At 66.7% G+C, this 13,068-nt stretch carries 21 protein-coding genes and 1 pseudogene; 19 read left to right on the forward strand and 3 right to left on the reverse strand.

What is annotated here, in order from left to right:
- From ACWELQ_RS20125 to ACWELQ_RS20140, 4 genes and pseudogenes are all read left to right on the forward strand, one after another.
- A pseudogene (locus tag ACWELQ_RS20125) lies at nucleotides 1-126 on the forward strand (daunorubicin/doxorubicin resistance ABC transporter ATP-binding protein DrrA); the annotation flags it as partial.
- Nucleotides 123-932 carry an ABC transporter permease gene (locus ACWELQ_RS20130; protein ID WP_452398572.1) on the forward strand — a complete coding sequence of 270 codons (810 nt, stop codon included), beginning with the start codon at nucleotides 123-125 and terminating at the stop codon, nucleotides 930-932. The pseudogene ACWELQ_RS20125 and the gene ACWELQ_RS20130, both read left to right, overlap by 4 nt.
- 2 nt (nucleotides 933-934) lie before the next feature.
- Nucleotides 935-1,780, forward strand: coding sequence for an ABC transporter permease (locus ACWELQ_RS20135; RefSeq protein ID WP_452398586.1), 846 nt, complete (start codon nucleotides 935-937; stop codon nucleotides 1,778-1,780).
- A 44-nt stretch (nucleotides 1,781-1,824) separates the two neighbouring features.
- Nucleotides 1,825-2,853, forward strand: a complete 1,029-nt coding sequence (locus tag ACWELQ_RS20140; protein WP_452398573.1) for an SDR family oxidoreductase — start codon at nucleotides 1,825-1,827, stop codon at nucleotides 2,851-2,853.
- A 1-nt stretch (nucleotide 2,854) separates the two neighbouring features.
- Here ACWELQ_RS20140 and ACWELQ_RS20145 read toward each other — a convergent pair whose 3' ends face one another.
- Entirely contained in the window at nucleotides 2,855-4,069 is a 1,215-nt protein-coding gene (locus tag ACWELQ_RS20145; protein WP_452398574.1) for a lycopene cyclase family protein, read from the reverse strand.
- A gap of 111 nt (nucleotides 4,070-4,180) precedes the next feature.
- On the opposite strand from ACWELQ_RS20145, the gene ACWELQ_RS20150 reads away from it, so the two are divergent.
- Nucleotides 4,181-4,558, forward strand: coding sequence for a hypothetical protein (locus tag ACWELQ_RS20150; RefSeq protein WP_452398575.1), 378 nt, complete (start codon nucleotides 4,181-4,183; stop codon nucleotides 4,556-4,558).
- Nucleotides 4,559-4,625: 67 nt separating this feature from the next.
- On the opposite strand, the gene ACWELQ_RS20155 is transcribed toward ACWELQ_RS20150, so the two are convergent.
- On the reverse strand, nucleotides 4,626-5,258 hold the full coding sequence (locus ACWELQ_RS20155) for a DUF5666 domain-containing protein (protein WP_452398576.1): 633 nt from the start codon (nucleotides 5,256-5,258) through the stop codon (nucleotides 4,626-4,628).
- Here ACWELQ_RS20155 and ACWELQ_RS20160 point away from each other — a divergent pair.
- Entirely contained in the window at nucleotides 5,244-5,792 is a 549-nt protein-coding gene (locus tag ACWELQ_RS20160; RefSeq protein ID WP_452398577.1) for a hypothetical protein, read from the forward strand. The two genes, ACWELQ_RS20155 and ACWELQ_RS20160, sit on opposite strands and share 15 nt — an antisense overlap.
- 6 nt (nucleotides 5,793-5,798) lie before the next feature.
- Here ACWELQ_RS20160 and ACWELQ_RS20165 read toward each other — a convergent pair whose 3' ends face one another.
- Complete coding sequence (locus tag ACWELQ_RS20165) at nucleotides 5,799-6,275, reverse strand: hotdog fold domain-containing protein (protein WP_452398578.1); 477 nt, start codon at nucleotides 6,273-6,275, stop codon at nucleotides 5,799-5,801.
- Nucleotides 6,276-6,357: 82 nt separating this feature from the next.
- On the opposite strand from ACWELQ_RS20165, the gene ACWELQ_RS20170 reads away from it, so the two are divergent.
- The 13 genes from ACWELQ_RS20170 to ACWELQ_RS20230 form a co-directional block, all read left to right on the forward strand.
- Nucleotides 6,358-6,813, forward strand: coding sequence for a hypothetical protein (locus ACWELQ_RS20170; protein ID WP_452398579.1), 456 nt, complete (start codon nucleotides 6,358-6,360; stop codon nucleotides 6,811-6,813).
- Between the two features lie 138 nt (nucleotides 6,814-6,951).
- Nucleotides 6,952-7,380, forward strand: coding sequence for a hypothetical protein (locus ACWELQ_RS20175; protein ID WP_452398580.1), 429 nt, complete (start codon nucleotides 6,952-6,954; stop codon nucleotides 7,378-7,380).
- Nucleotides 7,381-7,888: 508 nt separating this feature from the next.
- On the forward strand, nucleotides 7,889-8,194 hold the full coding sequence (rpsJ, locus tag ACWELQ_RS20180) for a 30S ribosomal protein S10 (protein ID WP_040804197.1): 306 nt from the start codon (nucleotides 7,889-7,891) through the stop codon (nucleotides 8,192-8,194).
- 14 nt (nucleotides 8,195-8,208) lie between these two features.
- Nucleotides 8,209-8,874, forward strand: coding sequence for a 50S ribosomal protein L3 (gene rplC / locus ACWELQ_RS20185; protein WP_452398581.1), 666 nt, complete (start codon nucleotides 8,209-8,211; stop codon nucleotides 8,872-8,874).
- Nucleotides 8,871-9,542 (forward strand): 50S ribosomal protein L4, encoded by a 672-nt coding sequence (gene rplD, locus ACWELQ_RS20190; protein WP_379381510.1) that lies wholly within the window; start codon nucleotides 8,871-8,873, stop codon nucleotides 9,540-9,542. Before rplC ends, rplD begins: the two co-directional genes overlap by 4 nt.
- Nucleotides 9,539-9,844 (forward strand): 50S ribosomal protein L23, encoded by a 306-nt coding sequence (rplW, locus tag ACWELQ_RS20195; RefSeq protein WP_033091018.1) that lies wholly within the window; start codon nucleotides 9,539-9,541, stop codon nucleotides 9,842-9,844. Before rplD ends, rplW begins: the two co-directional genes overlap by 4 nt.
- 32 nt (nucleotides 9,845-9,876) lie before the next feature.
- On the forward strand, nucleotides 9,877-10,707 hold the full coding sequence (rplB, locus tag ACWELQ_RS20200) for a 50S ribosomal protein L2 (protein WP_379353992.1): 831 nt from the start codon (nucleotides 9,877-9,879) through the stop codon (nucleotides 10,705-10,707).
- Nucleotides 10,708-10,721: 14 nt separating this feature from the next.
- Nucleotides 10,722-11,003, forward strand: a complete 282-nt coding sequence (gene rpsS / locus ACWELQ_RS20205) for a 30S ribosomal protein S19 (RefSeq protein ID WP_040804204.1) — start codon at nucleotides 10,722-10,724, stop codon at nucleotides 11,001-11,003.
- On the forward strand, nucleotides 11,000-11,401 hold the full coding sequence (gene rplV, locus ACWELQ_RS20210; protein ID WP_397006294.1) for a 50S ribosomal protein L22: 402 nt from the start codon (nucleotides 11,000-11,002) through the stop codon (nucleotides 11,399-11,401). Before rpsS ends, rplV begins: the two co-directional genes overlap by 4 nt.
- Nucleotides 11,402-12,214 (forward strand): 30S ribosomal protein S3, encoded by an 813-nt coding sequence (rpsC, locus tag ACWELQ_RS20215; protein ID WP_452398582.1) that lies wholly within the window; start codon nucleotides 11,402-11,404, stop codon nucleotides 12,212-12,214.
- A 3-nt stretch (nucleotides 12,215-12,217) separates the two neighbouring features.
- Nucleotides 12,218-12,634, forward strand: coding sequence for a 50S ribosomal protein L16 (gene rplP / locus ACWELQ_RS20220; protein WP_452398583.1), 417 nt, complete (start codon nucleotides 12,218-12,220; stop codon nucleotides 12,632-12,634).
- Complete coding sequence (rpmC, locus tag ACWELQ_RS20225) at nucleotides 12,634-12,873, forward strand: 50S ribosomal protein L29 (RefSeq protein ID WP_452398584.1); 240 nt, start codon at nucleotides 12,634-12,636, stop codon at nucleotides 12,871-12,873. Before rplP ends, rpmC begins: the two co-directional genes overlap by 1 nt.
- A partial coding sequence (locus ACWELQ_RS20230; RefSeq protein WP_452398585.1) for a small ribosomal subunit protein uS17 occupies nucleotides 12,870-13,068 on the forward strand: 199 nt, incomplete at its 3' end. The genes rpmC and ACWELQ_RS20230, both read left to right, overlap by 4 nt.

The raw sequence follows: 13,068 nt of genomic DNA on the forward strand, positions 1-13,068 counted from the left end.
CTCGACAGCGCGGGCGTGCGGCTCGCCGACATCGGCCTGCGCCGCCCCTCCCTCGACGACGTGTTCCTCACCCTCACCGGACACTCCGGGACCAAGGAGCACACCGACCCGGAAGGCGAGGCGTGACCGCCGCCGCGGCCGACGCCGCCGACCTCTTCGCCGGGGTACCGCCCGCCCGGCCCAACAGCTTCGCGCAGTGGCGCGCCCTCACCGGACGCGTCGTCTGGGTGATGGCCACCAAGGGCGAACTCATCGTCGCGGTGATCGTGCCGCTGATCTTCACCCTCGGCTTCTACCTGCCGCTGAAATACGTGATGGCGTTCAGCGGCATCAACTACGCGCAGTTCGTCATGCCGATCATCGTGCTGCAGACCATGTCGTTCACCATGATGTCGAACGCGCAGCTGGCCGCCTACGAATCCATGACCGGACTCAACACGCGCATGCAGACCATGCCGATCGGGGCGATGGTGCCGCTGGTCTCGCGGCAGTCCGCGGGCATGGTGCGGTCGGTCGTCTCGCTCATCGCGGCACTCGGCTGGGGCTATCTCATCGGGTTCCGGTTCGTCGCCGGGATCGGGCAGGCGCTGCTGTTCTGCGTGTTCTCCCTAGCGGTCGGCACCGTGCTGGCCATCGGCGCCGACGGGCTCGGGTCGCTCACCAAGAGCCCCGAATCCCTGAGCCAGGCACTGACCTTGCCGACCCTCATCTTCGGCATGATGTCCTGCGGCTTCGTGCCGGAGGACGGATTCCCGCGCTGGGTGCGGCCATTCGTGCGCAATCAGCCCATCTCGCAGTTCTCCTTCGCGCTGCGCGACATGGCCGCGCACGGGGTGACCTGGCAGGTGCTGTGGGTGCCGTTGGTGTGGTTGATCGGCGGGCTCGTGGTCTTCACGCCGCTGGCCGTCTGGGCGAGTACGAGGCGATCATGAGTATGACGGCGACCGAAACCGATTCGTGGCTGGGACATCAGCCGCTGCCCGTGGTGAAACCGCGCTCGGAGAGCTCGTTCCCGATCTGGGTGGAACAGAGCCTGATCCAGTGCAAGCGACTGCTCATCGGCTGGATGCGCGACCCCTCCACCACCATCCAGACCCTGGTCTTCCCGGCGGTCACGCTGATCATGTTCCGGATCGTGCTGGGCGACTCCATCACCCGCGCCACCGGTGCGCCCAGCATCTACGGCACCACGCCGATGGTCATGCTGGTCGCGGCCATGTCCGGGTCCACCGTCAGCGCGCTCGGATTCAAGGTGGAGAAGGCGACCGGTCTGCTCGGGCGCTTCCACACCATGCCCATCCACCGGGCGGCCGGGCTGACCGGACGCCTCCTCGCCGAGGCCGTCCGCGTCATCGTCACCTCACTGTTCGTGCTGGTGGTGGGTGTCGCGCTGGGCTTCCGGTTCTGGAATGGGTTCGCGGCTTCGATTGCGATGCTGAGCATTCCGGTGCTGTTCGCGATCGGGTTCGCGGTGCTGGTGACCGCGCTCGCCACGCTCACCGAGGGCATCCTGCTGGTATCGATCGTCAGCCTGTTCAACACCCTGCTGATGTTCTTCAACTCCGGCTTCGTGCCGGTGTTCGCCTATCCGACCTGGCTGCAGGCGACGGTGGAGAACCAGCCCATGAGCACCGCCATCGACGCCATGCGCGGACTGTCGCTCAGCGGCCCCATTGCGACACCGCTGTGGAAGACGCTGGCGTGGGTGATCGGCATGATCGTGGTGTTCGCCTACCCGGCGATCCGCGGCTACCGGCGGGCGGCCGAGACCGGCGCGTAGAGCCTGGCGCGGAGTGTGGTCCGCGTCACGTTAAGGTTGGCCCCATGGCTTACCTGGTTACCGGGGCAACCGGGTTCATCGGTCGAAAACTGGTACCGGAACTCCTGAAACGTGGCGCGGACGTCCACGTACTGGTGCGTCCCGGCGAGGACTCCGTGCTGCGGTTCAACCGCTGCCTGCGCGAATGGGACGCCAGAGATCGGGTGCGCCCGGTGCGCGGCGACCTCGCCGCGCCCGGGCTCGGCATCGACTCCAGCTGGATTGCCGCACAGCGCGGTTCGATCGACCACGTCTTCCACCTGGCCGGGGGCTTCGACGCGACCGGCGCGGGCGGCGGCACCCGGCGAGTCGCCGAGCTCGCGGCCGCGCTGGAAGCCGGACGGCTGCACCACGTTTCGACCGCGCGGATCGCCGGGGCGTGGGAGGGGCTGTTCACCGAGGACATGACCGACGTCGGCCAACTGCTGCCCACGCCGTACCAGCGCGCCATGCTGCGGGGCGAACAGGATGTGCGCGAACAGACCGGCGTGCCGTGGCGGATCTACCGGCCCGCCATCGTCATCGGCGACTCCCGCACCGGCGAGATCGACCGCATCGACGGGCCCTACTACTTCTTCCGGCTGCTGCGCATGGCCGCGCAGCTGCCGCGCATCCTGCCGGTGGTGGCGCCCAAACTCGGTGAAACCAATATGGTCCCGGTCGATTACGTGGCCCGCGCCCTCGACCACATCGCGCACCGGCCCGGCGACGGGCCCTCCACCTATCACCTGGTCGATCCGCGCGAGCAGAGCGTGGCCGAGGTGTTCAACCTCTTCGCCGACGAGGCGGGCGCGCCGCACCTGATCGAGGTCATGCCCAAACCGACCCTCGACGTCACCCTGCGGGTGCCCGGGATGGGGTGGGCGCTGCGTCAGATCGGCATCCCCATGGACGTCATCGAGGACACCGAATTCGCCTGCCGCTTCGACTCCCGCCACACCGCGGCCGCCCTCGCGGGCACCGATATCAAGGTCCCGCCGCTGGCCGCCTACGCCTCGATCATCTGGAAGTACTGGATCGAGAACTGGGTGTGAGTCAGGAGTGCGTGTCCTCGGGTAGCAGCAGGTCGGCCTCCGAGCGTGGCTGCCCGTAATCCCAACCCAGCCAGCGGTTCCGGTTCCGCCAGCCGACCAGGTCGTAGCGCCAGCGGAACGGGTAGGTGGTGGCGACCGTCATGAACAGGGCGGTGCCGAGCGCGGTGTAGTCGGCGTGCGCGGACAGCAGGGCGCGCTGCTGGCGGGGCGGGCGGGTGAAGAAGGCGTCGAACATGGCCTTGGACTGGGCGGTCGTCAGGCGGCCCAGACCGTACACGCCGCGCATGCGCATCCAGTGCACCAGCCGGGCCTGCCGCGGCCACAGCGCCTCGACCGGGTCGGTGCCGCGCTGGACCGCGTCGATCGCCGTATCCACCAGCGACAGCGAATCCGCTACGCAGTAGCCGGTGATCGGGTGCATCATGCCGCCGCGCGAACCGAACGGGATCACCTCGCCGCGCCCGGCCTGCGGCGGTCGCGCGTCGAGCGGATAGTGCGCGGCCTCGGTCGGCTCGTCGCCGCGCAGCCGAATCCCGTGCGCGGCCAGCCGATTCAGCGTGCGGCGGCGCAACTCGTGCTGCGGCATGCCGCCGCGCAGGCCGAGACTCGTCTCCTCGAAGATCACCGTGCCGTCGCCGAGCGGCACCGAGTACAGGAACGACGGCGGCTCGTCCGGGCCCGCGCCGTTCTCGTCGCGCCAATCCAGCAGCAGGCCCTCGCCCGCGGTCACCATGGGCGCGGCGATGTCCTCGTCCACGAAAATGCCGTGCGCGCTGGCGGTCCGGCGCGCGGCCGGGGCGGCCTGGCCGCGGGTGTCGAACACCGTCGCCGCGCGCACCTCGGTGCCGTCGGCCAACTCCACCCGATGCGCCTCGACAATGCGGGCGCGGCCGGTGATCACCGTCGCGTCATCCAGCGGCAGCGCGTCGAACAGGCCCTGCTTGGACAGCACGCAGTAAGGGCGCGGAATGCGATGCTCGGCGGTCGTCCACACCATCGGCGCGTCGATCCGGCTGGCAATCGCGCTGTGCCCCAACCACTCCGGAAGCTCGTCCACCCAGCACGAGTAGGTGGGCGCCCACAACCGCGTCGGCCGCGGATCGATCGCGACCACGCGCAACCCCGCCGCCATGGCGCGATGCGCCAACGCCCGCCCCGTGGGACCGAGCCCCACCACACATACGTCGGCGGCCCTGCCGACCTCTCGGCCACTCATACTTCGCATTCAAACAGCCGGCCCCGCACCACGCCAGGCCGACTCCGACTTCGCACCCGGCCAGTAGGATTCCGGCAAGTCCACCGGCCGCGGACCAGGTAGGAGGCATCGATGAATCAATTCGGAGCACCCCTGCCACCACCCATGCGTCCCGGCCACATCCCCCGCGACGACCGCCACCGCTACTGGTGGCTGCCCGCCACGATCTCCACCTGCCTGTCGGTGGTGATCATGATGATCTGCTTCGGAGCCATGGTGCTCAGCGCCTTTGCCACCGACTCCTGCAACGGCCCCGACTCCTGCCCGGAGACCTTCCACCACCTCGACGTCGCCGAGGCCCTGGCCGCGTCCGCGGTGATCGCGACGGTCGTGCAGTGGCTACCCGCCTACTGGTCCCCGATGGTCCTGCGCATCGTCCTGGCCATCGTCCCGATCGTCCTGGGCATCATCGCCGTAGCCATGTTCCTCGGCACCCCGGTCGGTAAGTGATATCGGCAAGTCCGTTGCGAGACAACAGACTTGCCGACCGCAATAGCTTTCTGATCTAGTTCCGAACTCACTTGGTCGGCGTAGCCGACGGCGCCGCACTCCCCGAACTCGGCGGCGTAGCCCCCGGCGTCCCATTCCCCCGCTCCCGCGCATGAATGATGCGGGTAGCGGCAATGGTCCCATTGGACTCCTGCCCCTGCACCATCACCTGATCCCCCACCACGAACTGCGCCGCCGTCTCACTCTTAGCCTTCGACCCGAACTCCGTAGTCGCCGAAATAGCGACAGTCTCGCTACTCCCATCCTGCTTGGTGATCACCCAAGACCCAGACCCCTCACTAGCAATCTTCCCCCCAACCCCTCTCCCACCCCCCTTGCGATCCCCCGGCCCCTGCTCATGATTGCCAGCCTGACTCGAATGATCACTAGACCCGCAAGCCGCCAACCCCAGCGTGGCGGTCAGGGCCAGCGCGACACCGGCGACGGTACGGACCAGCTTGCCGTGCCGACGCCGCCCAGAAAGAGGTTCGGAACCACCTGTTGCGTGTGTTGAAGATGTCATGGCCGCAACGCTATTTACGGTAACTGTGAGGTCCCTAGGCGTCGGCTGGTGAGTCACTCCACAGTTCGTGTGACCGCACGGTCGGTACCGCTCCGACCGGGCCGAACGGGAAAGGATTCGCGATTGAGGATCCGGCATCGGGTCGTCGTATTGCTGACCGCTGTTGCTGCGGCGGGCTGTGCTTCGGGCGGACACGCGGGGCCGCGTGTGGATGAGTCGCTGACTGTCGCGGGTGCGCAGAACCGGGTGGTCGGGCTGATGACGGAGACGCTGCGCGGCCTGCCTCCCGGCATCGCGCTGTCCAAGACCCCCGCCGATCCCGGTCTCGCCCAGTTTGAACCGTATCCGCTGACAGTGCCGTGCTGGGAAGGGAATACGCAGACCGAAGGGCCGCACTACGCCCGCATCGCGTACTGGGTGACCGGCGTTCCCGCGGGTGGCACCCGGGAGTATTTCGATCGGATCACTGCGGTCTGGAATGAGAAGGGCTGGCAGGCAACGACTTCCGACCGGATGTCCTACACGGTCAAGGCAGCCGAAGGCTACGGGCTGCAGCTGTCCGACGCCGGAAAGGGTGACGGCTCGCTGAGCATAATCGGCAGTTCGCCCTGCTTCCCGGAGTCGGGGATGAAACCGAACAGCCCGGACCCCACCGAGATCCGGGCAGGTTGACCGTCGCTACTTGGGCGTGACCCAGGTGGTGATGTCGGCGTGGACTACCTCGAGGCCGGATTTGTCGAAGATGGAGACCGGGACCACCAGGTTCTGGCCCTCGGTGATGGTGGCGAAATCGGGGACCTCGGGGAGCTTCGCCACCGCGCGGAGGCTCGAGTTGGCCTTGGCGAGGTATTGGACGTTCATGGCCTTGGGGATCCAGCGGTGGGTGTCGGGGACGGTCGCTTCCGACAGCATGCCCATTGCCACCTCGGCCAGGTTGCAGGCCGCGATCGCGTGGAAGGTGCCCAGGTGGTTGTGGATGCCGAACCACTTGGGGGCGGTCACCTCGCACAGGCCCGGTTCCAGCCGCACCACGCTCGGCAGCACGGTCCCGAAATACGGCACCCGGGCCACCATTCCGAGGGAGAACAACGTGTGCCCGATCCGGTTGTCGGGGAGCTTCTTCCACCCGCGATACGTAGCGGTCTCTTTACCCATGGCGGCTATCTTACTTGAAAGTAAGTTCGGTGCGGGTGTGGCGCCGCCGATCTCGCCGAGTGGGGGTGGCACAGTGCCGAACGTGTCCAAGCACGCGAAACGCGGCAGGCAGCCGTGGCGGATCGCCGAGCCGTATCGAACCCGGTTCCGGATGGTCGGCGTGTTCGCGCTGGTCGCGTTGAGCCTGCTGATCCCCGGCTACTTCGGCAAGGTGGTGGTCTATTTCACCGGCGACCGTGTCGCCGCGCGGGTTCACGACTGCTGGAGCACCTCCTATCGCGGCAATTCCACCTTCTACTGCAATGGCGCCTGGCAGCTCCACGACGGTGTTCAGGGCTCGGGTCTGTTGCACGGCGTCGGCGAGCGTTATCCGGCGGGCGCGGAGTTGGCCGTGCGCGCGACCCCCGAGGCCGCGATCACCGACTCGCTGCGCTGGCCGGTGGACTTCGGAATCGGCTGTATCGCCTTCGCGCTCTTGGTCTGGATCACCTACCGCTTCGTGCGCCGGATTCGCGCACGCCGGACATCGGGTGAATAGGTCGGTGTATCGGTAAGTGGGTTGATTCGGCGCGCGAAACCGGGTGGTTGGTTGTTAGCTGGATGGGTTGCGCCGGGGGGTGTGACTGAGCGCCGACCTCATGTCTGTCGGCAGTTCGAAACTGGAGTTCTCGAAATCATGCGTATTCGCACCGCGGTGGCCACGGTTGGCATCGCACTCGCGGGGGCTGGGGCCGCCGCGACCATGTCGGCTGGATCGGCCGCTGCTTTCACGCCGTACATCAACCAGGGCGATGGCGTCATCGCGGGCGTGGATCTCAATCACGACGAGACCGTAGCGCTGGCCAACAGTTGGATTCCCGCCGCGATCACCCAGATCAACCAGGCGCACAACCGGATCGCGCTCGATCCGTACTTCTCGGAGATGGGGTTGGGCGACGGCCAGGTCTACCCGACCATGTCGCTGACCGTCGGCGAGGCCGCGGACACTCCCGGCGGGCAGGTCAGTCTCGTCGTGGTCGACCCGGCCGTGTATCGCGGCGGCAACTTCCTCTTGGTCGAGGACCTCGGCGGCTGGGAGTACTACGTCCAGCACTATCGCGACTGATCATGAGCTGAGATGGCCGGTGCGTGGATCCTGTCCCGCACCGGCCATTGCTTTATGTCTGGTCTGTCCGATCTCTGCCCACCCGGTGTGACCAGCGCCATCGCGAGCGAGGCGGGGGGAGGGGGCGATTTGAACTGCCCCCATGGCTCGAGGCATACTGTTCGGGTTGCCCACACCGGGTTGCGTCTTTTCCGTTGGATCGGCGCTGGTAGTGGGCGAGCAAGACCCAATTTTGCACCCCGCTGGAGTACGGCGTGGGTGCGTCCGGAACAATGTTCCGAGGCTTACAGGATTTTGGTCCGGGCCGAGGAATGAGCGGCGGAGCGACACGCCCGACCGCGTGGACCGGATGAACCATGACAGATGAACAGCGGCGATGGATCGGGCCCCAGGTGGGCCGGTCGTGTGGTGGCTGATGCGTCTTCGTGTGTTCGGGCAGTGCAAATGAGGGTGGTACGAGAGGGAAACCTCTTGGGCCACAACGTAAGCGGAGAAAAGGACACTCAGCGTGGCGGGACAGAAGATCCGCATCAGGCTCAAGGCCTACGACCATGAGGCGATCGACGCGTCTGCGCGCAAGATCGTCGAGACGGTGACCCGTACCGGTGCCCGCGTCGTCGGCCCGGTGCCGTTGCCCACCGAGAAGAACATCTACTGCGTCATCCGGTCGCCGCACAAGTACAAGGACTCGCGCGAGCACTTCGAGATGCGTACGCACAAGCGGCTTATCGACATCCTCGACCCGACGCCGAAGACGGTTGATGCCCTGATGCGCATCGACCTGCCGGCCAGCGTCGACGTCAACATTCAGTGACGGGGACTTCGAATATGACTGACAACAAGACTCGTCCGGCCGCGGGCATCCTGGGCACCAAGCTCGGCATGACCCAGGTCTTCGACGAAAAGAACCGCGTCGTTCCCGTGACCGTCGTCAAGGCGGGCCCGAACGTCGTTACGCAGATCCGTACCCAGGAGCGCGACGGCTACGCCGCCATCCAGGTCGCCTACGGCGCCATCGACCCCCGCAAGGTGAGCAAGCCGGTCTCCGGCCAGTTCTCCAAGGCCGGTGTCACCCCTCGCCGCCACATCGCCGAGCTGCGCGTCGCCGACGCCGCCGCCTTCGAGGTCGGCCAGGAGATCAACGCGGATGCCTTCGAAGAGGGCAGCTACGTCGACGTGACCGGCACCTCCAAGGGCAAGGGCTTCGCGGGCACCATGAAGCGTCACGGTTTCCGTGGCCAGGGTGCCTCGCACGGTGCGCAGGCTGTGCACCGTCGTCCGGGCTCCATCGGTGGTTGCTCCACCCCGGGCCGTGTCTTCAAGGGCATGCGCATGTCGGGCCGTATGGGTAACGACCGCGTCACCACGCAGAACCTCTCGGTCCACAAGGTGGACGCCGAGAACGGCCTGCTGCTGATCAAGGGCGCGATCCCGGGCCGCACCGGCGGCATCGTGATCGTCAAGAGTGCAGTGAAGGGTGGTGCCCGGGCATGAGCACCGAGACCAAGACCAATCTGACGCTCACGGTCAAGGCCGCCGGCGGCAAGACCGAGGGCACCGTCGAGCTCCCCGCGGAGATCTTCGACGTCACCGCGAACATCGCGCTGATGCACCAGGTCGTCGTGGCCCAGCAGGCCGCGGCTCGCCAGGGCACGCACGCCACCAAGACCCGCGGCATGGTCCGCGGCGGTGGCAAGAAGCCGTACCGCCAGAAGGGCACCGGCCGCGCGCGCCAGGGTTCGACCCGTGCGCCGCAGTTCGCCGGCGGTGGCACCGTCCACGGCCCGCAGCCGCGTGACTACACCCAGCGCCTGCCCAAGAAGATGAAGGTCGCCGCGCTGCGTGGCGCTCTGTCGGACCGGGCTCGCAACGAGCGCATCCACGTGATCACCGAGCTGGTGGCGGGTCAGACCCCGTCGACCAAGTCGGCCAAGTCCTTCCTCGCCGAGCTGTCGGAGCGGAAGAACATCCTGGTCGTCGTCGGCCGTGAAGATGTCACCGCGTGGAAGAGCGTGGCGAACCTGCAGGGCGTGCACCCGATCGCCCCGGACCAGCTGAACACCTACGACGTTCTCAAGAGCGACGAAATCGTGTTCTCGGTCGAGGCGCTCAACGCCTTCGTGCACGGCCCCGCCGAAGCTGCACAGGAGGAGAGCAAGTGACCACCATCGCCGACCCCCGCGACATCCTGCTCGCGCCGGTGATCTCCGAGAAGTCCTACGGACTGATCGAGGACGGCACCTACACCTTCCTGGTGCACCCGGATTCGAACAAGACGCAGATCAAGATTGCCGTTGAGAAGGTTTTCGGTGTCAAGGTCACCAGCGTCAACACCGCCAACCGTCAGGGCAAGCGCAAGCGGACCCGCTTCGGCTACGGCAAGCGCAAGGACACCAAGCGCGCGCTCGTGACCATCTCGGCCGACAGCAAGCCCATCGAGATCTTCGGAGGCCCGGTCGCGTAAGCGGCGGGGACTTCAGAAAGGCAGAAGAACTCATGGCAATTCGTAAGTACAAGCCGACAACCCCGGGTCGCCGCGGTGCCTCGGTCTCGGATTTCGCCGAGATCACCCGCTCGACCCCCGAGAAGTCGCTGCTGCGTCCGCTCACCAAGACCGGTGGCCGTAACGCGCAGGGTCGCATCACCACTCGTCACAAGGGTGGTGGCCACAAGCGTGCCTACCGTCTGATCGACTTCCGTCGCCTGGACAAGGACGGCGTGCCGGCCAAGGTCGCTCACATCGAGTACGACCCGAACCGCACCGCCAACATCGCGCTGCTGCACTTCGCCGATGGCGAGAAGCGCTACATCATCGCGCCCAAGGGCATCGCCCAGGGCACGAAGATCGAGTCCGGCCCCGGCGCGGACATCAAGCCCGGCAACAACCTGCCGCTGCGCTCGATCCCGACCGGTACCACGATTCACGCGGTGGAGCTGCGTCCGGGCGGTGGCGCCAAGCTGGCTCGCGCCGCCGGCATGTCGATCCAGCTGCTGGGTAAGGAAGGCGCCTACGCCGTCCTGCGTATGCCCTCCGGTGAGATCCGTCGCGTCGATGTGCGCTGCCGCGCCACCATCGGCGAGGTCGGCAACGCCGAGCAGTCGAACATCAACTGGGGCAAGGCCGGCCGTATGCGGTGGAAGGGCGTTCGCCCGACCGTCCGTGGTGTCGTCATGAACCCGGTCGACCACCCGCACGGTGGTGGTGAGGGTAAGACCTCCGGTGGTCGCCACCCGGTCTCCCCGTGGGGCAAGCCCGAGGGCCGCACCCGCAAGCCCAACCGTCCCAGTGACAAGCTCATCGTCCGCCGCCGCGGCAAGAAGCGTTAAGGAGGAGGTTAAAGATGCCACGTAGCCTGAAGAAGGGCCCGTTCGTCGACGGACACCTCCTCAAGAAGGTGGACGTTCAGAACGAGAAGGGCACGAAGCAGGTCATCAAGACCTGGTCGCGTCGTTCCACCATCATCCCGGACTTCATCGGTCACACGTTCTCGGTCCACGATGGCCGCAAGCACGTGCCGGTGTTCGTGTCGGAGAACATGGTTGGACACAAGCTCGGTGAATTCGCGCCGACTCGCACGTTCAAGAGCCACGTCAAGGAAGATCGGAAGAGCAAGCGGCGATGAGCACTGAAACTCAGAACCCGACCGCGCGCGCGACCGCCAAGCACGTCCGCGTGACGCCGATGAAGGCTCGTCGCGTCGTGGACATGGTCCGTGGCCGTCGTGTCGAGGACGCGCTGAACATCCTGAAGTTCGCGCCCCAGGCCGCGAGCGAGCCGGTTGCGAAGGTTGTCGCCTCGGCGGCCGCCAACGCCGAGAACAACCTCGGCCTCAACCCGGCCACCCTGGTGATCTCGACGGCTTACGTCGACGAGGGCGCCACCATGAAGCGTTTCCAGCCGCGGGCCCAGGGCCGCGCGTTCCGGATCCGCAAGCGCACCAGCCACATCACCATCGAGGTCGAGAGCGTGCCCACCGCCGGCGCTGCCACTCGTAGCCGCCGGAAGGGAGGGGCAAAGTAAATGGGACAGAAGATCAATCCCCATGGCTTCCGCCTCGGTATCACCACCGACTGGAAGTCGCGTTGGTACGCGGACAAGCAGTACGCGGACTACGTGAAGGAAGACGTCGCGATCCGCAAGCTCCTCGCCACCGGCATGGAGCGGGCCGGCATCTCGAAGGTCGAGATCGAGCGCACCCGTGACCGCGTGCGTGTGGACATCCACACCGCGCGTCCGGGCATCGTGATCGGCCGTCGTGGCGCCGAGGCCGACCGCATTCGCGCCGAGCTGGAGAAGCTCACCAAGAAGCAGGTTCAGCTGAACATCCTCGAGGTCAAGAACCCCGAGTCGGATGCGCAGCTGGTTGCTCAGGGTGTGGCCGAGCAGCTGTCCAACCGTGTGGCGTTCCGTCGCGCGATGCGCAAGGCCATCCAGTCGGCCATGCGTTCGCCGAACGTCAAGGGCATCCGTGTGCAGTGCTCCGGCCGTCTCGGCGGCGCGGAAATGTCGCGCTCGGAGTTCTACCGTGAGGGTCGCGTGCCGCTGCACACGCTGCGCGCCGACATCGACTACGGCCTGTACGAGGCGAAGACCACCTTCGGCCGCATCGGCGTGAAGGTCTGGATCTACAAGGGCGACATCGTCGGCGGCAAGCGCGAGGTCACCGCCGTGGCCCCGTCCGGCCGTGACCGTGATCGTGACGATCGCCCGCGTCGCGAGCGTCCGAGCCGTCCCCGTCGCAGCGGTGCCCAGGGCACCACCGCGACCAGCACTGAGGCCGGCCGTGCCGCGACTGCGGTCGCGGAGGCGCCGGCAGAAAACCAGGAGGGCTGACCTATGTTGATGCCCCGCAAGGTCAAGCACCGTAAGCAGCACCACCCCAAGCGTTCGGGTATGTCGAAGGGCGGCACCGCGGTGTCGTTCGGCGAGTACGGTATCCAGGCGCTGGAGCCGGCCTACGTGACGAACCGTCAGATCGAGTCCGCTCGTATCGCGATGACCCGCCACATCAAGCGTGGCGGCAAGGTCTGGATCAACATCTACCCGGACCGTCCGATCACCAAGAAGCCGGCCGAAACCCGCATGGGTTCCGGTAAGGGTTCGCCCGAGTGGTGGATCGCGAACGTCAAGCCGGGACGGGTGATGTTCGAACTGTCCTACCCGACCGAGGAGATCGCTCGCGAGGCCCTGCGCCGCGCGATGCACAAGCTCCCGATGAAGTGCCGCATCGTGACCCGAGAGGAGCAGTTCTGATGGCTACCGCCAATCCGGCCGCAGAGCTCCGCGAGCTCGACAACGAGGCCCTCGTCGCGAAGCTGCGCGAATCCAAGGAAGAGCTGTTCAACCTGCGCTTCCAGATGGCGACCGGTCAGCTGACCAACAACCGTCGCCTGCGTGTGGTCCGCCACGAGATCGCGCGCATCTACACGGTCATGCGCGAGCGCGAGCTCGGCCTGGCCTCCGGTCCTGAAGGCAAGGGAGACGCCGCATGAGCGACGTAAAGGGCCCGGCCAAGACGCCGGCCAAGCAGGAAGAGCGTGGCTCGCGCAAGGTGCGCATCGGCTACGTCGTTTCCGACAAGATGACCAAGACCATCGTGGTCGAGCTGGAAGATCGCGTGAAGCACAAGCTTTACGGCAAGATCATCCGCACCACCTCGAAGGTGAAGGCCCACGACGAGAACGAGA

This window comes from Nocardia sp. NPDC004722 (genome assembly GCF_053601505.1).